Source organism: Actinomadura sp. KC06, assembly GCF_004348735.1.
Taxonomy (GTDB): domain Bacteria; phylum Actinomycetota; class Actinomycetes; order Streptosporangiales; family Streptosporangiaceae; genus Spirillospora.
This window is the reverse complement of sequence record NZ_SMKT01000106.1, coordinates 1-24,720: the sequence shown is the minus strand read 5'-3', so window position 1 is coordinate 24,720 and position 24,720 is coordinate 1. Positions and strand designations below refer to the sequence as shown.

Annotated in this window: 12 protein-coding genes; 9 read left to right on the top strand and 3 right to left on the bottom strand. The window is 72.7% G+C overall.

The window, feature by feature from the left end:
- The first annotated feature begins 1 nt into the window (after window position 1).
- The 7 genes from E1287_RS28605 to E1287_RS28575 are packed head-to-tail and all read left to right on the top strand — an operon-like array spanning window position 2 to window position 18,633.
- Window positions 2-2,692, top strand: a complete 2,691-nt coding sequence (locus tag E1287_RS28605; RefSeq protein ID WP_131968201.1) for a beta-ketoacyl synthase N-terminal-like domain-containing protein — start codon at window positions 2-4, stop codon at window positions 2,690-2,692.
- Entirely contained in the window at window positions 2,689-3,576 is an 888-nt protein-coding gene (locus E1287_RS28600; protein ID WP_131968200.1) for a hypothetical protein, read from the top strand. Before E1287_RS28605 ends, E1287_RS28600 begins: the two co-directional genes overlap by 4 nt.
- Before the next feature lie 35 nt (window positions 3,577-3,611).
- Complete coding sequence (locus E1287_RS28595) at window positions 3,612-5,375, top strand: acyl-CoA dehydrogenase family protein (protein ID WP_131968199.1); 1,764 nt, start codon at window positions 3,612-3,614, stop codon at window positions 5,373-5,375.
- Window positions 5,375-6,622 carry a cytochrome P450 gene (locus E1287_RS28590; protein WP_131968197.1) on the top strand — a complete coding sequence of 416 codons (1,248 nt, stop codon included), beginning with the start codon at window positions 5,375-5,377 and terminating at the stop codon, window positions 6,620-6,622. Before E1287_RS28595 ends, E1287_RS28590 begins: the two co-directional genes overlap by 1 nt.
- 40 nt (window positions 6,623-6,662) lie before the next feature.
- A complete protein-coding gene (locus E1287_RS28585; protein ID WP_131968195.1) occupies window positions 6,663-11,891 on the top strand; it encodes a type I polyketide synthase in 5,229 nt (1,742 codons plus the stop codon).
- Between the two features lie 17 nt (window positions 11,892-11,908).
- Window positions 11,909-17,182 (top strand): type I polyketide synthase, encoded by a 5,274-nt coding sequence (locus E1287_RS28580; protein WP_207934516.1) that lies wholly within the window; start codon window positions 11,909-11,911, stop codon window positions 17,180-17,182.
- Complete coding sequence (locus E1287_RS28575) at window positions 17,179-18,633, top strand: FAD-dependent oxidoreductase (protein ID WP_131968192.1); 1,455 nt, start codon at window positions 17,179-17,181, stop codon at window positions 18,631-18,633. Before E1287_RS28580 ends, E1287_RS28575 begins: the two co-directional genes overlap by 4 nt.
- Window positions 18,634-18,917: 284 nt before the next feature.
- Here E1287_RS28575 and E1287_RS28570 read toward each other — a convergent pair whose 3' ends face one another.
- Window positions 18,918-20,024 carry a hypothetical protein gene (locus E1287_RS28570; RefSeq protein ID WP_131968190.1) on the bottom strand — a complete coding sequence of 369 codons (1,107 nt, stop codon included), beginning with the start codon at window positions 20,022-20,024 and terminating at the stop codon, window positions 18,918-18,920.
- 777 nt (window positions 20,025-20,801) lie between these two features.
- On the opposite strand from E1287_RS28570, the gene E1287_RS28565 reads away from it, so the two are divergent.
- The gene (locus E1287_RS28565; RefSeq protein WP_207934515.1) at window positions 20,802-21,272 is read left to right on the top strand and encodes a DsbA family protein; all 471 of its coding nucleotides are present in this window, start codon (window positions 20,802-20,804) and stop codon (window positions 21,270-21,272) included.
- Between the two features lie 72 nt (window positions 21,273-21,344).
- On the opposite strand, the gene E1287_RS28560 is transcribed toward E1287_RS28565, so the two are convergent.
- Entirely contained in the window at window positions 21,345-21,767 is a 423-nt protein-coding gene (locus E1287_RS28560) for a helix-turn-helix domain-containing protein (RefSeq protein ID WP_131968188.1), read from the bottom strand.
- Between the two features lie 96 nt (window positions 21,768-21,863).
- Between E1287_RS28560 and E1287_RS28555 the strand changes: the two genes are divergently transcribed.
- Window positions 21,864-22,514, top strand: a complete 651-nt coding sequence (locus E1287_RS28555; protein WP_131968186.1) for an NAD(P)H-dependent oxidoreductase — start codon at window positions 21,864-21,866, stop codon at window positions 22,512-22,514.
- Window positions 22,515-22,878: 364 nt separating this feature from the next.
- Here E1287_RS28555 and E1287_RS28550 read toward each other — a convergent pair whose 3' ends face one another.
- Window positions 22,879-24,036, bottom strand: coding sequence for a serine hydrolase domain-containing protein (locus tag E1287_RS28550; RefSeq protein ID WP_165969221.1), 1,158 nt, complete (start codon window positions 24,034-24,036; stop codon window positions 22,879-22,881).
- Between the last annotated feature and the right edge of the window lie 684 nt (window positions 24,037-24,720).

Sequence of the window (24,720 nt, the reverse complement as noted above, 5' to 3'; positions counted from 1 at the left end):
CATGAGCACCGATTTCGAACCCATCGCCGTCATCGGATACGGGTGCGTGTTCCCGCCCGACTCCTACGACGTGGAGTCCTACTGGCGGAACCTGGTGACCGGCCGCAGCGGGATAAGTACGCCGCCGCCCGGCCGCTGGGACTGGCGCGACTACTTCGACGAGGACCGCGGCGCCGAGGACAAGACGTACTGCAGGTACGGCGGCTTCATCGACGACTACCGCTTCCCGGACGGGCTCCGGCCGCCGGCGGGCGCAGAAGAACTCAACCGCACCCAGCTGCTCCTGCTCGACAGCATCCTGCAGGCCGCCGGCACGGCCGGCTATCCCCGGGCGCGGCTCGGCGGGCCCGGCACGGCGCTGCTCGTCGGCAACATGCTCGGCGACGAGGCGCTGTTCGACTACTCGCTCGCCGCCAGGGCGCGAGAGGTGCTCGGGCATCTGGAGGCGTCCGCGGACTTCCGCGCCCTGCCCGAGGCGGACCGCGAGGCCATCGCCGAGGGGTTCCGCCGGGAGGTCCGCGACCGGTTCGGCGACCCCGACGACCCGCCGCCCGCCGCGGTGGCCCAGGTGGATCTGGCCAAGGCCGTCGGACGGCTCCTGGACGTCGAGGGGCCGGTGCTGCTCGGCGACGCCGCCTGCGCGTCGGGCCTGTCGATCGTCGACCTCGCGGCCGGGCACCTGCGGGACCCGGACCGCTCGCTGGTCGTGGCCAGCGGCGTGCTCGGCAACATGGGGGTCACCGGGAACGTCTGCTTCGCGAAGATCGGCGGCCTGTCCGGCACGCACAGCTCGCCGCTGGACGCGGGCGCGGACGGGCTGATCCCCGGCGAGGGCGCCGGAACCGTCCTGCTCAGGCGGCTGCGCGACGCCGTCCGCGACGGCGACCGCATAGCCGGAGTCATCCGCGGTGTCGCGACCCGCTGCGACGGCAAGGGCAAGGCCATCTACGCGCCGTCCCCGCGGGGCCAGGTGGCGGCGATGCGCCGGGCCCTGGAGCTCGCGGACGTGCACCCGGAGGACCTGGACCATATCGAGACCCACGCCACCTCGACGCCGACCGGGGACGTGGTGGAGGTCTCCTCGCTGACCCGGCTGCTGGACGGGCGCCCCGCGCCGGCGCGGCCGATCTCGCTCGGCTCGGTCAAGGCGCAGATCGGGCACACGTTCTCCGCCGCGGGCATGGCGAACCTGATCAAGGTGCTGCTCGCGTTCGAGAAGGAGATGCTCCCGCCGACGCACGGCTTCCGGTCGCCGCCGCCGGCGATGCGGCTGGACGAGACGCCGTTCACCGTCCCCACGAGGGCGGTGGAGTGGCCGCGCACCGGCGGCCGGCCGCGCCGCGTCCTCACCAACGCGTTCGGCTTCGGCGGGGTCAACACCAGCCTGTGCGTGGAACAGTACGACCCGGTCGTCCACGATCCCCTCGCGCCGGCGGCCTCGCCGGAGCCCGCCCGGACCCCGCTGGCGATCGTCGGGATCGGCTGCGTCACCCCTTTCGCACGGGACGCCGCGCAGGTCGACCCGGCACGGCCCGGACATTTCGGCGCGATCGCCGACCTCGACTTCCCGTGGCGCACCTACCGCATACCGCCGAGCGTGGTGGCCGAGCTCGACCGGGCGCAGCTGCTGTCGGTGATGGCCGCCGGACAGGCGTTCGAGGACCACGGCGCGGACGCGGCCGGACGCGGCGAGACCGGCGTGTTCGTCGGCGCGACCTGCGGCCTGGCGGCGGGACTGCTGCGCAACTACCGGATCCGGCTGGTCGAATACGCCAAAGCGCTCGAACGGGTCCCGCGATTCGGGGCACTGCCGCGCGCCACGCGGGACCGGCTGGTCGAAGCGTTCACCGGCGAGGTGCGCGAGTCCGTGCCCGCCATCCGGGAGAACGCCCTGCCCGGTTACATGGACAACATCACCGCTGGCCGGATCGCCAACGTGTTCGACGTGACCGGGCCCGGCCTCGTGGTCGACGACGACACCGGCTCCTTCGGGGCGGCGCTCGACACCGCCGCCAGGTACCTGGCCCGGGGCGAGTGCACGACCGCGCTGGTCGGCGGCGTCCACGCCAACCTCCTCCCGGAGTTCGCGCGCCTGTTCGCGAACCGGTTCGGCGTGCCGGCGCTGCGCCCGGCGGAGGCGGCGGCCTTCTTCGTCGTCAAGCCGCTCGACGCCGTCACCGCGGACGACCGGGTGCGCGCCGTCATCTCCGGCGCGGGATGGAGCCGCGTCCAGGGCGGCGAGCCCGACCCGGACGCCCCGTTCCACTTCGGCGCCGAGGGCGCGGTCCGGGCGCTCGACGCGGCCGTCCGGCTGCGGGACGGCGCCGGCACGGAGCGGATCGGGCCGCCGCGGCCCGCCGGGGACCGGCACGGATTCGAGATCACGTTGTCCGGCCCCCGGGAACCGGAGCGGCCGGCCCCGGCGGGACGCGCCACGCCCGCCGCAGGCGCGTCCGAAGTCGGGTATCTCGTCGGGCAGACCCTGGAAGCGCTGCTCGGCGAGCTCGACCGGGTGGCGGCCGGAAGCGGCGGGCCGCTGAGCCGGATGCCCGCCGAGGACCACGGCCGCTACCGGCTCGCCCTCGTCTACACCTCGGCGGACGACCTCGCCCGGCGGGCCGGCAGCGCGCTGGCGGCGCTGCGGCCCCTGGCCGGCGAACGCACGACGTTTCAGGAAAGCAGGGTGTCATGACGACCACCGCCGATCAGACGACGACCGCGACGGACGGCCGGGAGAGCCTGCCGATCCTGCGGAACGCGTTCTTCTGGCCGTTCCTGGTCTTCTCCGTGGCCTGTTTCGTCCCGCTCTATCTGTTCAGCTCGTCGACCCGCACCGCGTTCGCGTTCGAGCTCGGCTCGCCGCTCAGCGCCGCGACCATCGGGGCCGGGTACGCGGCCGCCGTGGTGATGTTCGCGCTGACCCTGCGGGAGCGGCGGTGGGCGGACGCCCGCGCGACCCTCGTCGCGCCGGTCGTCCTGCTCGGCAGCACCCTTGTGATCACCCTGGCGCACACCGGCGAGCTGCGGCTCGACGGCGGGCCCGCCTGGGCCGTCGTGTTCGGCTGGGGCTGGCTCGCGGCGCATCTGGCGGCGCTGCCGCTGGCCCTGCTGGTGTGGTCGCGGCAGCGGGCGGCGACCGGCGGGGAGGCCCCGGTGCGGGCGCCGATGGGGCCGGACGTGAGCGTGCCCACCGCCGTGATGGGCCTCGTCCTCGTCGGGCTGGCGATCGCCATGTGGGTGGCCCCCGGCCCGATGGGACGGCACTGGGCCTGGCAGCTGAACACCCTCGACGCGCAACTGCTGGGCGCTTGGCTGTTCACCTTCGGCGCGGGTGCGTTCCACGCGGTGTGGGAGCGCGACGTCCGCCGCATCACCGCGGGGTTCTTCACCGACATGACGCTCAGCCTGCTCTCGCTCGTCGCGCTGGCGCGGTACGCGGACGACGTCCGGTGGGGGTCCTGGCTGACGTGGGTCTACCTCGTGGTTCTCGCCGGCCTGCTGATCGCCGGGCTGACCGGCCGGTTCCTGGCACTGCCCGCGGCGCTCGCCGCCGGGCGGGGTGAGTCCCGGCACTGACCTGGCGAGTCCCGGCACTGACCTGGAGGGCAAGAGTGGCGCCGACAACCGTCAAGACCACCATCAAGACCGGCTATGTGGAGAACACGCTGCCGTCGGACGCGCGGAACTTCCTGACGAGCCTGGACACCGGCCGGCTCCGCTGGGACCTGCTGCGGCCGTTCCCCGCGCAGGACCCCGCCGAGCGGGCCGCCTGCGACACCCTCCTGGCGAACGCCGGGGCCCTGCTGGACGAGCACATCGACCCGATCGAAGTCGACGCGACCGGACGCATCCCGTACGGCTTCCTCGACGAGCTGAAGGCGAGCCCGTTCAGTCGGCTGGAGCTCCCGAGCGGCCTCGGCGGCCTCGACCTCCCTCCGTACAGCGTGTTCCGGGTCATCGAGAAGTTCGCCGCCTGGAGCTTCTCGGTGGGGCAGGTCGTGGCGCTGGCCAACCGCGTCTCCCCGATCACGCTGCTGCCGCTGCTGCCGGAGGGCCCGCTGCGCGACCTGGTGGCCCGCCGGGCTCGCGAGGGCGTGTACGGCTGCTTCGCCGACACGGACCCTACCGGCCAGAACGACAAGTGGCCGGCCGCGACGCTGACGCCCACACCGGACGGATCCGCCTACATCCTGCGCGGCGAAAAGCTCTTCACCGGCAACGGCCCGATCGCCGAGCTGCTCATCGTCACCGCCACCCTCGGCGCCGGCGACCAGCGGCGGGTCGCATTCGCCGTGCTGGACAGCGGCGCCGACGGGTTCAGCGTCCGTTCCCACATCGACTTCATGGGCAGCCACGGCCTTCCCAGCGCGGCGCTGACCTTCGACGGGGTGCGCATCCCGAGGGAGCACGTCCTCATGGACGTGGAGGGCGACACCCCGCTGGCCCGGCCGATGAGCTCGCTGATGCTGGTGGGCCGGGTCCTGAGCGTCGGGGCGCCGGCGATGGCCGTCGCGCGGAACTGCTTGCGCTGGTCGCGGGAGTTCGTCGTGCGGCGCCGCATCGACGGGCTCCCGCTGGGCGAGTACGACGAGATCCGGCGGATGCTCGCCGACACGCTCGCCGACGTCCACGCCATGGACACGGTGGCGCGGTGGTGCCTGCTCGGCCCCGCTCCGGCCGACCGGTGGTTCGAGCAGCTCGTCGCGAAGAACATCCTGTCCACGACGGCCTGGCGGATCGCCGACCGCACGGTCTCGCTGCTCGGCGGCGAGGGCCTGGAGACCGCGCGGAGCAAGCGCCGCCGCGGGGCGCCGCCGATCCCGCTGGAGCGCGCCTTCCGCGACGTGCGCGGGCTGCGCACGGTCGCGAACGTGGACTTCCAGATCGACAACCAGTCGGCCTGGCTGCTGCTGTCGCGCTACTACGACGGGCAGCTGGATCCCGACTCGATCGCGCCCGCCGGCGTCGACGCGGGCGCCGGGTCCGGGCTCACGCCCGCCAACCGGGCGCACCTGGGGGACGCCGTGCGGCAGATCCACGAGTTCCGGGAGACGTGCCGCGACCTCGTCCGCGCGCACGGCGACCCGCAGGACCTGTTCGCACGGGAACACGTCCTGATCACCGTCAGCCGGATCGCGAGCGAGCTCTTCACCATGTGCGCCGTGCTCGCCAGGGCCGATGGCGAGGATGGCGACGGTGCCGGTGGGGCCGGGGCGGCTCATTTCCAGAACCTCGCCGACGTGCACTGCACGCAGGCGCGGCACCGGCTGGCGGGCCTGTGGCGGCACCTGCCGGACGGTGCCGAGCCGGACCACGCCGCGCTCAGCGCACGCTGGCTGGCTGGCGACGGCCTCGACTTCCTGATCGAACACTGATGCCCGCCGCCACCGTGGTCGACGGGGCCGACCTGACCGACCAGGCGGCCTTCGCCGGAGGCGTGCCGTACGACGTGTTCGCCAGGCTGCGCCGCGAGGCCCCGGTCCACTGGCATCCGCCGGGCCGGTCCGGCTCGGGCTTCTGGGTGCTGAGCAGGCACGCCGACATCGCGGCCGCCGCGTCGTCCCCGGCCTTTTCCGCGGAGGGCGGCGGCGGCCGCGCCGGCGGCGGCACGCATCTGGAGGACCTGCCCGCCGGGCGGCTCCCGGGCGTGGTGGTGGCCATGATGGACGATCCCCGGCACGCGCTGATCCGGGATCTCCTCGGCCCCCCGCTGGACGCGGCGGCGCTCGAACGGGCCACCGGCGACCTGCGCCGCTGCGCCGCCCAGGTGGTCGCTGAAGCGCTCGACCGCCGGACGTGCGATCTCGCCGCGGACGTCGCCGGCAGGTTCGCCGCAATGGCGACTGCGCTGATGCTAGGCGCGCCCGCCCGCGACTGGGACCGGCTGGTCGGCTGGGCGCACCGGGTTTCAGGTCTGGCGAACCGCCGGACCGGACGCCCGGACGAGGAGTCCGGCCGTATCGGCGAGGAGATGCGGCGCTACTGCGAGCACCTGCTGGCGGCGGCGTCCGGCGGCGGGCGCGCAGGCGCGGACCTGTCGTCGGCGCTCGCGCTGGGCCGCCTCCCCGACGCCGGCGGGCAGCCGCCCCTCTCCCGGCTCGAACGGGAGGCGAACCTGCTCCTCCTGCTGCTGACCGGCAACGAGCAGCCTCGCAACACGGCGGCCGGTGGGGTGCTCGGCCTGATCCGCCATCCGGAGCAGTGGCGGGCGCTGCGCGCGGACCCCGCGCTCCTGCCCGGCGCGGTGGAGGAGATGCTCCGCTGGGCGCCGCCCAATCCGTACAACCGGCGGACCGTCGTCCACGACCTGCGCTTCCGCGGGGCCCGGATGCGGGCGGGCGACAAGGTGACGCTGTGGTGGGCGTCCGCCAACCGGGACGAGACGGTCTTCACCGACGCCTCGGTGTTCGACGTCCGCCGCGAACCGAACCCGCATCTGTCCTTCGGGCACGGGGGCCACGCGTGCCTCGGCGCGCGGCTGGCCAGGCTCGAACTGCGGCTGCTGATGGAGGAGCTGCTCGTCCGGGTCCGGGAGGTACGCCTCACGGGGCCGGTGCGGTGGGCGCCCAGCAGCAAGCACGCGGTCGTCCTCGAAATGCCCGTACGGCTTGTGCCCGCCTGATGGGCACCGGACGAGTGAACGCGAACGAAAGGTGTCAGTGATGGGGGCTACGTCTTCGGACGCAATCGCGATCGTGGGGATGGGGTGCCGGCTGCCGGGTGGTGTGGCGTCGCCGGAGGATCTGTGGGAGCTGGTGGCGGGCGGTGTGGACGCGCTGCAGGAGTTCCCGCAGGACCGTGGGTGGGATTTATCGGGGTTGTTCGACCCGGATCCGGATCGGCCGGGGACGAGCTACTTGTCACGTGGTGGCTTTCTGGGGGATGTCGCCGGGTTCGATGCGGAGTTCTTCGGGATCTCGCCGCGTGAGGCGGTGGCGATGGATCCGCAGCAGCGGTTGCTGCTGGAGGTGGCGTGGGAGGGCCTGGAACACGCGGGCATCGACCCGCACACCCTCCACGGCACCTCGACCGGCGTCTTCACCGGCGTCATGTACTACGACTACGCGCACCGGCTTCCTGTCGTCCCGGTCGATCTGGAGGGCCATCTGAGCACCGGCGGCTACGGCAGCGTCGTGTCGGGCCGCATCGCGTACTTCCTCGGGCTTGAGGGCCCGGCGGTGTCGGTGGACACGGCGTGCTCGTCGTCCCTGGTGGCGCTGCACCTGGCCTGCGAGTCGATCCGGCGCGGGGAGTGCGCGATGGCACTCGCCGGCGGCGTGGCGATCATGCACACGCCGTTGCCCTTCACCGAGTACAGCCGCGTGCGCGCCCTGTCGCGGGGCGGGCGGATCAGGTCGTACGCCGCCTCCGCGGACGGAACCGTGTGGGGCGAAGGAGCCGGGCTCCTGGTGCTGGAGCGGTTGTCGGACGCCCGGCGGAACGGCCGGACGGTGCTAGCGGTGGTCCGCGGCAACGCGGTCAACCAGGACGGTGCCAGCAACGGAATGACGGCTCCCAGCGGGATGGCCCAGCAGCGGGTGATCAACGCGGCGTTGCGGGACGCGGGCCTGTCGGCGGCGGAGGTGGACGCGGTGGAGGGGCACGGCACCGGCACGGCGCTCGGCGATCCCATCGAAGCGGAGGCGCTGTTGGCCACCTACGGCCGCGACCGCAAGGAACACCCGCTGTGGCTCGGCTCGCTGAAATCCAATATCGGTCACGCGCAGGCTGCGGCAGGCGTGGCGGGCGTGATCAAGACCGTGATGGCGATGCGGCACCGCACACTGCCCGCGACCTTGCACGTTGACGAACCCACCCCGCATGTGGACTGGTCGTCGGGCCAAGTGCGGCTGCTGACCCGTCCGATCCCATGGCCCGACACCGGCGCGCCGCCCCGCGCCGCCATCTCGTCCTTCGGCATCAGCGGCACTAACGCCCACACCATCCTGGAGGCCGCACCGCTCGTCCCGGCGGACGCTACGCGACGGCGGGCCGCCGCCGTCCCGCGGGTCTCACCCTCTGCGCTGTCGGGCGCGAGCGAAGCGGCGCTGCGGGCGCAGGCCACGCGGACGCGGGAGTACCTGGACGCCGCCGACGCCGCCACCGGCGTCGACGTGGCCGACGTGAGCCTCTCCCTGGCGGGCCGCGCGGTCTTGGAGCATCGCGCGGTGGTGCTCGCCGACGACGGCGCTGACCTGCGCGCAGGGCTCGACGACCTGGCCGAGGGGCGTCCGGGGCTTGACGTCGTCAGCGGCGTCGCGGCGGATGCCGGTCGGCTGGCGTTCCTGTTCACCGGCCAGGGCAGCCAGCGCCTGCGCATGGGGAGGGAACTGTACGACGGGTTCCCGGCCTTCGCCGCGGCCCTCGACGAGGTCTGCGCCGCCCTGGACCCACACCTCGACCAGCCGCTACTCGAAGTGATGCACGCGGACGACGCGTCCAGCGGAGCGGATGCCGCGCCGTCCCTGCTCGACCAGACGATGTACGCGCAGCCGGCGCTGTTCGCTCTGGAAGTCGCCCTGTACCGGCTCGCCGAGCGGTTCGGGCCGCCGCCGGACTTCGTCGCCGGGCACTCGGTCGGTGAACTGGCCGCCGCGCATGTCGCCGGGGTCATGTCGCTGCAAGACGCCGCCGCCCTGGTGGCCGCGCGCGGCCGGCTGATGCAGGCGCTGCCGCCCGGCGGCGCGATGACGGCGGTCGACGCGGCCGAACCCGAGGTCGCCGGGCTGCTGGACGGCCTGGCGGACCGGGTCGCCGTCGCCGCCGTGAACGGTCCTCGGGCGGTGGTGATCTCCGGGGAAGAGGAGGCCGTCGCGGAGGCCGAGGCCCGGTCGGCGGCCGCCGGCCACCGGACCAGGCGGCTGCGGGTGAGCCACGCGTTCCACTCGCGGCTCATGGAGCCGATGCTTGAGGAGTTCCGCGGCATCGCCCGGTCGATCGAGTTCCGGCGTCCGGTCGTCCCGCTGGTGTCGAACGGCGAGGTGGTGCCCGAGGCGCGCCTCCGCACGGCCGACTACTGGACGCGGCACGTCCGCGACACGGTCCGCTTCCACGACACGGTGCGCCGGCTTCACGGCGAGGGTGTGCGGGCGTTCCTCGAACTCGGGCCCGACGGCGTCCTGTCCGCGATGGCCCGCGACGCCCTCGCCGACGTCACCCCCGAAGCCGCCGATGACCAGGAATCCGCCGCCGATCTCACCTTCGCGGCGCTGCTGCGGCGCGGGCGCCCCGAGGCACGCACGGCGCTGCACGCGTTGGCGGCACTTCACGTGCGCGGCCACACGGTGGACTGGCGGGCGGCGCACGCGGACTCGGGCGCACGGCGGGTGGAGCTGCCGACCTACGCCTTCCAGCGCCGTCGCTACTGGCTGGAGCCATCGCCGCACGGCCCGGTGGAGGCGCCGGGGCTCGGCACGTCCGGTCACCCGTTCCTCGGCGCCGAGATCCCGGTCGCCGACGGCGGGACGCTCCTCGCCGGGGCCGTCTCGGTGGGCAGGCACCCGTGGCTGGCCGACCACGTCGTCGGCGGCGCGGCTCTGTTCCCCGGCGCGGCGTTCGCGGAGCTGGCGCTCCACGCCGGCGGGCGCGTCGGCTGCGGCCACGTCGAGGAACTGGTCATCGAGGCGCCGCTGATCCTGCCGCCGCGGGAGGACGTCCGGCTCCAGGTCATGGTGGACGAACCGGACGACACCGGACGCCGCGCCGTACGAGTCTTCGCGCGGCGGCACGACGAGGAGCCATGGGTGCGGCACGCCGCCGGAACCCTGATCGCCGCACCGGAGGAAGCACCGTCCGACCTCGTGGGGAACTGGCCTCCCGCGGACGCCGAGGAGGTGGACGCCGCCGCGCTGTACACCGGCCTGGGCGCGTCCGGCTTGGCGTACGGGCCTGCCTTCCGCGGCGTGCGCCGCGCCTGGCGCCGCGGCGACGAGATGTACGCGGAGGTCGCGGCGCCCGCCGGGGTCGCCGGCGTTCCCGGGGCGCCCGCCGCTTTCGGCCTGCATCCGGCGCTGCTCGACGCCGCGCTGCACCCCGCCGGCCTCGGCGGTCTCTTCGGCGCCGGCGGGCCGCCGCGCCTGCCGTTCGCTTGGACGGGGCTGCGCCTGTTCGGCCCCGCCGGGAACGACCTGCGGATACGGCTCGCCCCCGCGGGAAACGACACGATCAGCGTGGGCATCGGCGACGCGGACGGCCGCCCGGTGGCCGCCGTGGACGCCTTGACGGTACGTCCGGCGCCCGCCGCCGCGCTCGCCGACCCGCTCGCCGCCCGCACCGGCGACGAGCCGCTGTACGAGGTGACCTGGAGCCCCCTGCGGGCGCCGCGCTCCGGGGCGGACGCCGCGGAGCCCGCCGATTCGGTCGTGATGTCGCTCGAACCCGCCGCGGCGGGCCCGGCGGCCGATCTCGCCGCCGCCGCCCGGAGCCTCGCGGGCCGGGCGCTGCGGATCGTCCGGTCCTGGCTGGCCGACGAGGGCCCCGCCGACGCCCGCCTCGTCGTGGTGACGCGCGGCGCGGTCCAGGTGGCGGACGAGCCGCCGGACCCGGCCGGGGCCGCCGTCTGGGGCCTGGTACGGGCGGCGCAGCAGGAACATCCGGGCCGGTTCAGCCTGGTCGACGTCGACGAAGCCGAGGTATCCGAGCGCATGGTGCGCGCGGCGGCCGCGTCCGGCGAGCCGCAGGTCGCGGTCCGCGGCGGCGAGCTGTTCGCGCCGCGGTTGACAACGGCGCACCGAGGGCCCGGCGCGCCGCGTCCGCTCGACCCCGATGGGACAGTGCTGATCACCGGCGCCACCGGGGCCCTGGGCGGGCTGGTGGCCCGGCACCTCGCCGCCGAGCACGGCGTGCGGCATCTGCTTCTCGCTAGCCGCCGCGGCGCGGACGCGGAGGGTGCCCCTGAACTGGTCGCGGACCTGCGCGCACTGGGCGCGGCCACGGTGACGATGGCCGCGTGCGACACCGGCGACCGGGACGCCGTCGCGCGGCTGCTGGCGGAGGTGCCGTCCGCGCATCCGCTGACCGGGGTGGTGCACGCGGCCGGCCTGCTGGACGACGGGACCATCACGGCGCTGACGTCCCAGCGCCTCGATCGCGTCATGACGCCGAAGGCGGACGGGGCGTGGCACCTGCACGAGCTGACCCGCGACGCCGACCCGGCGTTCTTCGTGCTGTTCTCCTCGGTTGCCGGCACCCTCAGCGGCGCGGGACAGGCCAACTACGCGGCGGCCAACGCGTTCCTCGACGCGCTGGCGGCGTGGCGGCGGCACCGGGGCCTCCCGGCGATGTCGCTGGCCTGGGGACTGTGGGACGGCTCCGGAATGGGCGGCACGCTGACGGACGCCGACCGCACCCGGATGGCGCGCACCGGCATCGGCCCGCTGGCGCCCGAGGAGGGGCTGCGGCTGCTCGATGCGGCCCTCGCGCTGGACCGGCCGGCGCTGGTCCCCGTCCGGCTGGACCCCGACGGCCTGCGCGACCGGGCCGAGGACGAGACGCCGCCGCTACTGCGCGGCCTGGTGGCGCCGCCGTCCGCCCGCGGCTCCGGGGACGATCCCGCCGACCGGTCCCTGCGGCTGCGGCTCGCCGGGCAGTTGGCCCGGGAACGCGAGCGGACCCTCCTGGAGCTGGTGCGCGGCGAGACCGCCGTCGTCCTCGGGCACGGCCCGGCGAAGATCTCCCCGACCGCGACGTTCAAGCGCCTCGGCCTGGACTCGCTCGCCGGCGTGGAGCTGCGCAACCGGCTGAGCGCGGCGACCGGGGCACGGCTCCCCTCCACGGTGGTGTTCGACCATCCGACCGCCGAAGCGCTCGCCGGGCACCTGCACCGCGCGCTGTTCCCCGACGGCGACACCCCCGAACCGATCAAGATCGCCGATTCGGACGGCGCACGATGAAGGGCAGGGAGGGTCTCGTGGGCCCGTCTTCGGACCCGATCGCGATCGTGGGGATGGGGTGCCGCCTGCCGGGAGGCGTGGCGTGCCCGGACGACCTGTGGGAGCTGGTGACCGGCGGCGAAAACGCGCTGCGCGAGTTCCCGGAGGACCGTGGATGGGACCTGTCCGGGCTGTTCGACCCGGATCCCGATCGTCCGGGAACGAGCTACCTGACGCGCGGCGGCTTCCTGGAAGACGTCGCCGGCTTCGATGCGGAGTTCTTCGGGATCTCGCCGCGTGAGGCGGTGGCGATGGATCCGCAGCAGCGGCTGTTGCTGGAGGTCGCGTGGGAGGCCCTGGAACACGCGGGCATCGACCCGCACACCCTCCACGGCACTCCGACCGGCGTCTTCACCGGCTGCAGCATGATCGACTACGCGCTGCCACTGGCCGGCGCCCCGGAGGAACTGCAGGCGCACCGCTGGACGGGTGCGGCGGGCAGCGTGGTGTCGGGCCGCATCGCGTACTTACTCGGGCTTGAGGGCCCGGCTGTGTCGGTGGACACGGCGTGCTCGTCGTCGCTGGTGGCGCTGCACCTGGCCTGCGAGTCGATCCGGCGCGGGGAGTGCACGATGGCGCTGACCGGCGGCGTGGCGGTGATCTGCACGCCCAACGGATTCGTCGACTTCAGCCGGATGCGGGCGCTGTCGGCCAGCGGGCTGCTCAGGTCGTACGCCGCCGCCGCGGACGGAACCGTGTGGGCCGAGGGCGCGGCATTGCTCGTCCTGGAACGGTTGTCGGACGCCCAGCGGAACGGCCGGACGGTCTTGGCCGTGGTCCGCGGCACCGCAATGAACCAGGACGGCGCCAGCAACGGAATGACGGCCCCCAGCGGGGCCGCGCAGCAGCGGGTGATCAACGCGGCGCTGCGGGACGCGGGCCTGTCGGCGGCGGAGGTGGACGCGGTGGAGGGGCACGGCACCGGCACGGCGCTCGGCGACCCCATCGAGGCGGAGGCGCTACTGGCCACCTACGGCCGCGACCGGAAAGAACACCCGCTGTGGCTCGGCTCGCTCAAGTCGAATATGGGCCACGCGGCCGCGGCCGCCGGTGCGGCAGGCGTGGTCAAGACGGTGATGGCGATGCGGCACCGCACGCTGCCGGCGACCCTGCACGTCGACGAACCCACCCCGCATGTGGACTGGTCGTCGGGCCAGGTTCGGCTGCTGACCCGTCCGATGCCGTGGCCCGACACCGGCGCGCCGCCCCGCGCCGCCGTCTCCGCCTTCGGCATCAGCGGCACCAACGCCCACACAATCCTGGAAGCCGCACCACTCGTCCCGGCGTCCGCCGCTTTGCCGCCACCCGCCGCTTTCCCACTGCCGTTCCTGGTGTCGGGCAAGAGCGAGGCGGCGCTGCGGGCACAGGCCGCGCGGCTGCGCGCCCACGTGGAGGACCGGCCCGAGCAGTCCCTGCCGGACGTCGCGTACTCCCTGGCCACGGCCCGCGCCGCGATGGAGCATCGCGGAGTCGTGCTGGCCGCCGACCGCGCCGAGCTCCTGCGCGGACTGACCGAACTGGCCGAGGGCCGGGCCGCCGCGAACGTGGTCAGGGGAGTCGCCCGCGAACGCGCCGACGCGGTGTTCCTGTTCCCCGGCCAGGGTTCCCAGTGGGCGGGCATGGCCTTGGACCTGCTGGAGCACGCGCCCGCCTTCCGCGACCGGCTCGCCGAGTGCGAAGCGGCGCTCGCACCGTTCGTCGAGTGGTCGCTCCTCGGTGTGCTTCGCGGCGAGCAGGACGCACCGTCGCTGGACCGCGTGGACGTCATCCAGCCCGTCCTCTGGGCGGTGATGGTCTCGCTGGCGGCGCTGTGGCGGTCGCACGGCGTCGAACCGTCGGCCGTCGTCGGCCACAGCCAGGGCGAGATCGCGGCGGCCTGCGTGTCCGGCGCCCTGACGCTGGATGACGGCGCCCGGGTGGTCGCGCTTCGCAGCCGGGCTCTGCTCGAACTGTCCGGCAGGGGAGGCATGGCGGCCCTGGGGGCGGGGGAGCACGAGACCAGGCGCATCATCGCGCCCTGGGGACCGCGGCTCGCCGTCGCGGCGCTGAACGGCCCCTCCTCGACGGTGATCTCGGGTGACGCGGAGGCGCTGGCCGAGGTGACGGCCGTGTGCGCGGCGCAGGCCGTCGAGGCGCGCCACATCAAGGTGGACTACGCGTCGCACTCCCCGCACGTAGAAGCTGTCGAGGAGGTGCTCGGACGGTCGCTCGCCCCGATCCGGCCGCGGACCGCGACCGTCCCCATGCTGTCCACCGTGACCGGCGAGCGCCTGGACGCCGCGGACCTGGACGCCGGCTACTGGTACCGCAACCTGCGTCGCACGGTGCTGTTCGAACCAGCCGTACGCGCCCTGCTCGAGGACGGGCACCGCACCTTCATCGAGGTCAGCCCGCATCCCGTGATCTCCGTCCCGACCGCCGAGATCGCCGAGCAGGCCGGCTTGGACCCGGTCGTGACCGGAACGCTCTGGCGCGGCGAAGACGGCATGCGCCGCTTCCTGACCTCGCTCGCCCAGGCGCACGCGGGCGGCGTTCCGGTGGACTGGACGCGGCTGTTCCCCGGGGCGCGGCGGGTCGGCCTCCCCACGTACGCCTTCCAGAGAACGCGGTATTGGGTGGAGCCCGCGTCCGACCGGCCTCCCGCCGACCCCGACGCGTCCCTGCTGTACCGCGTCGCATGGCGTCCGCTGCCCGCCCCCGAGCCGGTGAGGCTGCCGGGGGTGTGGCTGCTGGTGGCCGGCGGGCCCGCGGACGCCGCGCTCGCGCGCACGCTGGAGAAGAACGGGGCGCAAGTGCGCGTGGTGGCGGACGAGCCGGCCGAGTGGCCCCTGGACAGCGACGTCGCCGGGATCCTGATGCCCGCCGCCGGAGCCGCGGAGCCCTCTGCCCTCGCCTGCACCCGCATGGTCGCCGCACTGCGCCGGCTGGCGGGCGCCGAGACTCCCGCGCCGCTCTGGACACTGACCCGCGGCGCGGTCGAGGCGACCGCCGACGATCGGCTGACCAGCCCGGCGCAGACCGCGCTCTGGGGGCTGGCGCAGGCCGCCGCGCTGGAGCACCCCGACGTGTGGGGCGGTGTGATCGATCTCCCGGACGCCGTGGACGAGCGGGCGCTGACCCGGCTGGCCGGCGTCCTCGCCGGTGCGGAGGACCAGGTCGCGATCCGTCCCACCGGGGTTTTCGGGCGCAGGCTGACGCCCGTGCCGCCCCGGCGCCCCGGCACGGCGTGGACGCCGCCCGGCACCGTCCTGATCACCGCCGGCACCGGCCCGACCGGCGCGCTCGTAGCGCGACAACTGGCCGCCGACGGCGCCGAGGCCTTACTGCTCCTGCGCGATCCCCACGCCCCCGAGCCCGCCGCGCCCGCCGGGTCCGCCGCGCCCGCCGGGACGCTCGCCGGGTCCGCCGGGTCCGCCTGGTCTGACGAGTCCGCCGGGTTCGACGAGAGGCTCGTCGCCGAACTCACCGAGCTCGGGGCGCAAGTGACCGTCCGGGATTGCGACCCCGCCGACCGCGATCGGCTCGCCGCGGTGCTGGCGGAGATCCCCGCGGAGTTCCCGCTCACCGCCGTCGTCCACACCGCCGAGCTGTTCGAGGAACGCCCGCTCGACACGCTCGGCCGGGCCGAGCTGGAGCCGGTGCTGGAGCGCAAGGCCAGGGCGGCGTGGAACCTGCACGAGCTCACCCGGGACATGGACCTGTCGGCGTTCGTGCTGTTCTCCTCGATCACCGCGACCTTCGGCGTGTTCGCCGGGCTGGGCGGGCACGCGGCGGCGAACGCCTACCTCGACGGCCTGGCCGGGTTCCGCCGCGGGCTCGGGCTGCCCGCGACCGCGCTGGGCTGGGGCGCCTGGGCGGACGGCTCCCCGCGGGCCGGGGACCGCGAGCCCCGGCTGCGGCGGCGCGGCAGCCCCCCGATCGAGCCCGCCGCCGCGCTCCGCGCGCTCGCCCGCGGCGTCGCCGACGGCGAGACGTCGATACTGGTCGCCGACATCGACTGGAGCCGCTTCGTCAGCGGCCTCGGCGCCCGGCCGAGCCGGCTCTTCGCCGACCTCGTCCGCACCGCCGACGCTCCCGGCCCGGACGCACCGGACACGCTGGGCCCCGCGCTCGCCGCGCTCCCGGACGAGGAGCGGCGGCCCCGGCTGCTGGAACTGGTGCGCACCGAGGTCGCGGCCGTCCTCGGCCATGTCGCGGCAGATTCGGTCGACGGGGAGCGGCAGCTGTCGGCGCTCGGGTTCGACTCGCTGACCGTCGTGGAGTTGCGCAACCGGCTGGCCTCGGCCACCGGTGTGCGGCTGCCTCCCAAGGAGCTGCTGCGGGAGTCGACGCCGCTGACACTGGCCGACCGGCTGGACGAGCGGCTCCGCGACGACTCGTCCCCGAGCGGGCAGACGTCCGCCGGCACGTTCGGCGAGATGTTCCACCGTGCCGTGGCCGACGGCAGGGCCCCGGAGTTCATCGAGCTGCTCGGCACCGCCGCGCGGTTCCGGCCCGCGTTCCAGCGTCCCGAACCGGTCGACGTCACCGGCCTCACGGACCTAGCCGGACCCGGGACGGGCGTCCGGCTGATCTGCGTCCCCGCCGCGGCCGCCACGACCGGCCCGCAGCAGTACGCCCGGCTCGCCGCGCACCTGGCCAGCGAACACGAGGTCTCCGCCCTGTCGCTGCCGGGATCCGAGGGCGGTCGGCTGCCCGCGAGCCGGAAGTCCGCCGTCGAGGCGCTCGCCGCCGCCGTCGAGCGGCACGCCGGCGGCGCGCCTTATGCTCTCCTCGGGCACTCGTCCGGCGGAACCCTGGCCTACGGTGCCGCGCGGCTCCTGGAAGACGCCGACACACCTCCCCGCGCCGTCGTCCTGATCGACACGTACGGCTTCACCGGCCGCGCGTTCGCGCGCCTCCGCCCCGTACTGCTGGCGAGCATGGCCGAGGGGCTCTCGGCGCACGCCGAGCCCGACGATGCCGGGCTGCTGGCCATGGGCGCCTACCTCCGGCTCATGGCCGACTGGGAGCCGCCCGCCACCGGCGTCCCGACGATTCTGCTCCGGGCCGCGCAACCCGTCGCCGGATGGCCCGACGACCAGGACTGGCGTGCGGGCTGGCCGCATCCGCACGACACGCTCGACGTCCCCGGCGACCATTTCTCGGTCCTCGGCGAACACGCGAAGTCCACGGCGCGGGCCGTACGCGACTGGCTGGCCGGCTCGGCCGGCGGCGCGCGTCCCGCGGCCCGGCGAAAGGTGGTGTCATGACCCCCGTTCTCATCGTGGGCGCCGGCCCGGTCGGGCTGGCCACCGCGTGCTCGCTGCTCCGGCGCGGTGTGCCGGTGCGGGTCCTGGAGCAGTCCGATCAGGCGGGCCAGGGCTCCCGGGCGATCCTGCTCTGGCGCCCCGCGCTGGAGCTGCTGGCCGATCTCGGCCTGGCCGACGACGCCATCGACCAGGGACTCCGGCCGGCCGCGCTGCACTACCACGTCGGCGACGGCGTCCGAGTCCCGCTGGACGCGCCGAACAGGCCGCTCCTGCTGCCGCAGGATCGCACGGACCGGCTGCTGGAGGAGGCCCTCCACCGCTTGGGCTGCCGGGTCGAACGCGGCGTGCGGGTCACCGACGTCGAGATCGCCGGCGGCTCCGTGACGGTCAAGGCCCTGGGGGAGACGGGCGTCGAATCGATCGAGGCCGACTGGCTGATCGCGGCCGACGGCGTGGGCAGCACCGTCCGGCAATGCCTCGGCATCGACTTCCCTGGCGTGCGCGTCCCGGCCACCTTCCTGCTCGCGGAGGCGCACGTGTCCGGCGACCTCGACCGGACGGAACTGCACTACTGGTTCGGCCCGCGCAGCGCTCTGGTGATCACCTCGCTGCCCGGCGGGGCGGTGCGGATCGCCGCGCCCATCCCGCCGGACACCCCGCTGACGGAAGCGACCGTCCAGAAACTCCTGGACGAACGGGGCCCACGCGGGCTGCGACTGGAACAGCTGATCCGGATCAGCGCCTTCGAAAGCCAGGAACGCATAGCGACGACCATGCGCAAAGGACCCTGCTTCCTGGCGGGCGACGCCGCGCACACCCATTCGGTGATCGGCGGGCAGGGCCTCAACCTCGGGCTGCAGGACGTCCGGAACCTCACCTGGAAGCTGGCCGGGGTGGTGCACGGCACGTTGGAGCCGAACGTCCTGGACACCTACGGCGTCGAGCGGCGGCATGCCGCCGAAGAGGTGGTGCGCTTCACCGGCCGCCTGATGAAGCTGGCGATGCTCGGCCCGCGCGCCGCCCGCGTACGTGACCTCGCCTTCCGCACCCTCCAGGTCACCGGTGTGCTACGACGGCGCTACGCGCCCGTACTGGCCGGCTGGCGCGTCCGCCTTCCCCCCGCCCTCCTCGGCGACGCCGTCCCCCGGCGCGCCGCGCGCCTGCCCCGTCCCGGAGCCCGGACGCCCTACTGGACGCCCGCCCCGCAGAACCCGCACGACACCTGCTTCAGGCTCCTCACCCTGGGACCGCAGAACGCCCCGCTGCCCCGCCGAGCAGCCGACCTGGCCGAAACACTTCCGGGAGTCCTCGCCCACGAACACCATCCAGCCCGCCGCACACGCTTCCTCCTCCTACGCCCAGACGGCCACGTAGCGCTAAGCGGCCGCACCACAACCGCCCTAGAAGAAGCCGAACACCTACTGAATTCCCTAACCCGCCAAACAAGGTGAACCCCCAAAGCCGCCGCCTCCAGAAACAGCCATCACGAACGCCACCAAGGCGCAGCCGCCCTGATTTGCCCCGAGGCCGTGATCATGTTGCCCCCAGCCGCAGTGTCAGAAGGTCGGCACGGGCTGGAAGGAGCACGGCCTGGTCTTCGCCTCCGCCGTGAACTACCGAGCGCAAGGCGAACAACGTGCCCCTGCTAGGGGAGCGGAAGCGAAGGACCAGGTGTTTCCGGAAGCGGATTACGAGCCTGGATTGTCACTCAGGACGATCGGTCGCCGAGTGGCGATCAGGAAGGCGACAGTGGCCGCGGTGGGTGCTGCTTCTCGTGCAGCTCATAAATGATGGTTCTGGCCGGGGTGAGGGTGCGGCAGGCGAGGAACTCCTTGCCCTGGTAGAGAAGGGTCCGGCAGGTTTCCTGGTACTCACCCGGGACCGGTACGTTGCGAGCCACGGAGTTGTAAAAGACGAACCATTCCGGCTGTCCGCTGAAGACCGGGAAGCTGTTGATGGAGTGCGTGCCGTCCGGTTCGGCTGTGTCCTCGATCACCTGGTATTCGTCGCGGCCCACAACCTTTCGGTTGAAGACCGTGGCGACCTGCGGCTTCGAGGTGTCCTGCGGCTCCGGCACCGTGTTGAACTCGGTCTGCCCCTCGCCGAGCGGGTAGACCGCGAGCCGTGGCCAGGTCTCGTACGGCTCCCAGTTCGTGACGTTCAACTGCGGGAAGGTGGTTCGGCCCCACTGGTCGCGGAACGCGTTCAGCACTTCCTCGGTCGTCGGGAGCCTGCGCGGATCGCTGTCCTTGACGATGTTGACTTGGTAATTGATGCCGCGGTCCGGCCTGATGATCCGGCACAGTAGGAACTCCTCCGGGACCTTGCCGAAGGTGCGGCAGGTGTATTCGAACTCGCCCCGCAGGGGTAAGCGGGTGGACGTGTTGTAGAAGGTGAACGACGACCGGGTGCCGAGGAAGGTCGGGAAGCGGTTGACCGCGTGGGTCCCATCCTCCAGCTCGATGTCCTCGACGATTTGGTACTCCACCTCGCGCTGGGGCGGCGGCGCCGTGTCGGTTCCGTTGATCGTGCGCTGGACCAGGTCGTAGGTGGTCGCCGTGGTGGGCGACTGCGGTTTCGGTTTCGCGTTGGTCTCGTCGGTCCCGGGATCGAATCCGAACTGGGTTCGTCTGGTCCAGGTGGAGTCGGGCAGCCACCCGACGACGCCGGTTTTCGGGAAGGCAATCCGGCCCCATTGGTCGCGGAAGGCGGCCATGATCTTCTCTGTCGGCGGGCGCGGCTCCTTCGGTGCGGCGGACGCCGAACCCGCGAGCCCAGGACCGATAGGGACGAAGGTCGTCGCAAGAAGAGTGAGAGCGGAAATCGTCCGGATGCGGTGCATGGTGAACCAGCCTTTCTGGGCGCTTTGAAGGCGGTTGCCCTCGACCGGATCACGGATAGCGAGTGGGCCTTGTTCGATTGGCGGAGCCGTTGGCCGCATACGGTCAGCGCGCCGGAACCCAGATCGCATCCCTACCTGACGCCAGGAAGCGGTTGGCCGATCCCAGTTCACTTCATCGGCGGGGTCAAGCCTTCCGGCGTAGGCGGCCTACGCCCTCGTCCCGCCCCCATAACGCGCTGAAAGCCGTCCCACCGAAATCGAGCTGTTCTACCCGCTGCGGGCCACGCCGCCGACGACTGGTCAAGACCCGCGCCGACAGCCAGGCCAAAGTCCGTTCGTCCACCCAGCGGTGATGACCGGGCTCCTCGCCGGACTCGATGCCGGGCCGACCGATACGTGACACGAACCCGCGGCTGCGCAGCCAGGACAGATGATTGGTGGGGCGGTATGCCGTGTCGGCACGGACCTTGCCCGGCCGCTGGCGGCGCGGTCCGTGTCGCGCCCGGATCGCCGGTGACGCCTGCGGCAGCGGCTTGAGCGTCCAACTGTCGTGGACGTGGGCCGCTGAGACGACGCCCACGAGCGGCAGCCCGCGGCGTCGGACAGCAGCACGTGAAGCCTGCCCTTCTTGCCCTGCTCGACCGGATTGGGGGCTCTCCGCAGACGAGGGCCGGGGTGCTGTCGGGCGATGCCCACGCACTTGAAAGTGCCTTTTGTAGGCCTTCCCTTACTCACTCATGATGGTGTTACGCACTACTAGTGAGGTGAGGAAGGAAGATGGTTGAGCGGGTAACGCGACCCGAGGGGTCGCAGGTCGTCATCGAGATGCAGGCGATCGCACGCAGGGAGGGGCTCGAGTTCTCTCTGGACCGTCTCAGCGCCAACACCTTCGACCTGCATCGCGTGGTGCAGTACGCAGGCGACCAGGGCCGCGGGTCCGAGCTCTTCTCCGACGTCCAAGATGGCTTCTTCGCGGGCACCCTCAACCCCTACAGCTCGGACGCTCTGGCAGGCGTCGCGGAGTCTGTCGGGCTGGACGGGCGGCGAGTCCGCGAGATCCTTGCGAGCAACGAGTACGCCGACCGCGTGCGCGCCGACCGGACCGAGGGCCTGGAGCTGGGCGCCACTGGCGTCCCGTTCGTCGTCCTCGACCGCCGGGTGGCTGCCCCAGGCGCCCAGAAGGTCCCTGTCTACGGCCGATTGCTGGAGCAGGTGGCCGGGCCAATGCCGATTGAGCGTGTGTCATGAGCGGGACGAAAGACGGGCTTCAGATCGTGTCACCAGTCCGACGCTACGGACCGGATGAGCGCCACCGACACCTCAGCCTGCCGACGCGCTGACCGCGGCCTTGCCTCGGCCGACTCCGGTCACCTCACTGGCCGCCCGGTTGCTGGCGATCTCGCCGTGGTGGGTGGCGGCCCAACCGGCCATCGCCATCACCGCGTCCATCAGCGACCGGCCTAGGTCCGTCAGCTCGTACTCCACTCGCGGCGGGACCTCGGCGTACGCGGTCCGGGTGATCAGGCCGTCGCGCTCGAGGTGCTTGAGCGTCTGGGTCAGCATCCGCTGGGAGATCCCAGGGATGTTCGCCTGCAATTCGGAGTAGCGCAGCGAGCCGGCGCTCAGGGTGCCGATGGTCAACACCGTCCACTTGTCGCCGATGCGGTCGAGCACCTCACGGATGAAGGCGCTGTCCTCCGGCCATGCCTGGCACGGACCACTGACCTTTCGCGCTGACGCCATCTCGATTACCTCTCATCCGGTGTGCAACCGCACTACCAGTATGTAACGCCCATGGGGCGACCGCACACCACTCCCACTCTGAAAAGGAACCAAGCCATGTCTTACCTGCTTCACATCGACTCCTCCTCGCTCGGCGAGGCCTCGGTCTCCCGCCAGGTCGCCCGGTCCTTCCTCGAAGGCTGGGACGGCAAGGTCGTTCACCGCGACCTCGCCGCCGCCCCCGTGCCCCACATCAGCGCGGCCGGCATCACCGCACGGGAAACCGACCCCGCCCAGCACACCGACGAGCAGGCCGCCGCAGCCGCGATGCAGGACACGCTGATCGAGGAGTTCCTCGGCGCCGGCGCCTATCTCTTCACGGTGCCGATGTACAACCTCACGATGCCGTCGGTGTTCAAAGCATGGCTCGACCAGATCCTCGTCTTCGGCCGCACCGTCCACCACGGAGGCCCCTCCCAGGTCGCCGGGCGTCCCGCCGTGGTGATCTCGGCTAGGGGCGGCAGCTACGGCCCGGGCGCCCCGAGGCACGGCCTGGACTACGTCGTGCCCATCCTCGAGGCGCTGCTCGGCCACGAGGAAATGCTCGGCCTCGACGTCACCACCGTGATCCCCGAGCTGACCATGGCCCCCCACGCGCCGGCGCTGGCTTCACTGCTTCCGAAGCACGAGGCATCCATGGCCAACGCCCACAACCGCGCTCGCGAACTCGCCGCAATGATCGCCCACACCACGCCCGCCGCCGCCTGAATCCCGACCAACACCACGTCTTCCTGGCTGACCTGCTCGTCCTAGGCGGCAGCGGCCGCACCGGTGTACACGTCCTCGAACAGCCCGCTCAGCCCGGCCACCGCGTCCGGGCACTCGTGCCCGACCCGACTCGGTGAAGCCACCAACCGGCGCGGAGCTCGTCGAGACCACCGCCTCGGCCGACATCGACGACCTGCGTCGTGCTTCCGACCGAGGCCGAGGCGGTGGGCGTCGCGCCCAAGAGCGGCCGCGCCTCGGCCAACCCGTGGGCCAATCCGGCGAGCCCGCCGGCACACGGGTCGGAGAAGTCGGCGGCCACGGCTTCCCTCCGGTCGCATTCGGCCGGAAGGGACGGGGGTGCCGCTTATGTGGATGGGCAGAAGACGGTCTCCATGGCCTTGCCCATGGCTTGGCCCGGCCTGCTGTTGTCCTTGGTGCTCAGGGTGACCGACAGCGCGAACTGACGGCGGCCGTCTTCTGAGTAGAAGGTCATGGCGAGGAAGCCGGGAGCGCTCCCGCCCATGATGTACAGATCGTCGCCGCAGGAGTTGCTGCTGCTGCCGAAGGCGCGCAGGCCGCTGGGCAATCGGTCGGTCAGGACTCGCTGGAGTTCCGGCGGCAGGAGTTTGCCCTGGGTGAACGCCCGTTGGTAGGCGCTCACGTCGTGTGCGGTGGAGACCACCCCGCCGGCGGCGCCGGCGATGCTGGCGTTGAACCGGTCCACGTCGCGCAGTCGGCCGTTGGTGTCGGGGTAGTAGCCGTGGCCGTGCGGCCCCTTGATGCCCTCCGGCGGCTTGAGGGGAAGGTAGGTCTTGGTCATCTTGAGCGGGCCGAACAGGTGCCGTTGCAGTTCGGTGGCCAGGTCGTGGCCGGTCAGCCTCTCGATGATCAGTCCGAGGAGGGTGTAGTTGGTGTTGGAGTAGGACCACTTCTCGCCCGGTTCTCCGGTCCGGGGCCGGTCGCGGCTCCACTTCACCAGATCGAGTGGCCGGTAGTGGGTCGTGAAGTCGAAGACGTCGAACGAGGGGTCGTCTCCCTCGCTTCCGTCCGGTTTCGGTTCGGAGTACCAGTCGGGAATGCCGGATGTGTGCCGGAGCATCTGGCGTACCGTGATCTCGTCGGCCCGCGTGACCAGGTCCTTGTTCACGACCTCCGGCAGCAGGTCGGCGAGCTTGTCATCCACGCCCAACCTGCCTTCGTTGACCAGTTGCAGCACCACGGTGGCCACCATCTGCTTGGTCTGCGACCCGATCCGGAAGCGGGAGCCGGCGGGAATGGCTCCGCCCTTGCCGCCCAGCAGCCGAGAGCCCGCGCTGCCCAGTCCGACGGACTGCCCGTCGATGTAAACCCCGCCGACGGCCCCCACGACCCCGGGCGTCCTGGCCAGTTCCTCCATCGCCTTCTGCACGCTCCCGACCCGCTCGGTGGCGGCGGCGGGCCAGGCAGGAGCCATCATCGCCATTGCGACACCGGCGGCTAGACCGGCCTTCCTCAACGGCGCGCGAACCTTCGTGGAGGACACGACGCGCTCCTTTCGTGATGATCTCGCGAAGCCGAGGCGTCGTGCCCTCGGCATGGACCGCTGTGGTCCATGCCTCCACCGAAGACGAAGGATTGTTGTGGTGGCGTATGAGCTTTTCGATATGCCCGCGATACGCGCAATCCCCGATCAAGGAACTGAGGGAACGCAACACGGCCTCACGGCTGCCCTGTCGAGGGCCGCGTGAAACAAAACTGGATGCGTGCGGCTCGCCGCCGTCCCCCGGTCGCCTCGTACAGGCACCGCAAGGCCGTCCCGTACCGCAGGACGTCCGCGACCACCACCTGCTCGGCCCGCTGACGCGCGCCACCCCAGCGAGGACGCCCGACCATCCGTCAATACGGGACGCGGCACCTATCTGTGGTGTACCCCTACGGGGTCCGCCGCAGAGCGGCGCTCATGGTCGGCCCATCGGGCGCCCGCCTAACGATCCCGCCCCGGTTCGCGGGCTTCTGATCGTCCGGCGTTTGTGGGGGAGGCGGTTTGCGGCTTCTCGGCATTGTCGTTGTCGCCACCCTCGGCCCATATCCAGGCCCGTATGCATCAGTCGAAGGTGGTGGAGATTTCGTGCCAGCCGCCGGGAACGAGGGCCGTTCGGCGTGTCGGTGCGGCGGCTTTCTGCGTCGCGGATGAGCGTCATGAGCCCCGATCCCCTAAGTTAGACAA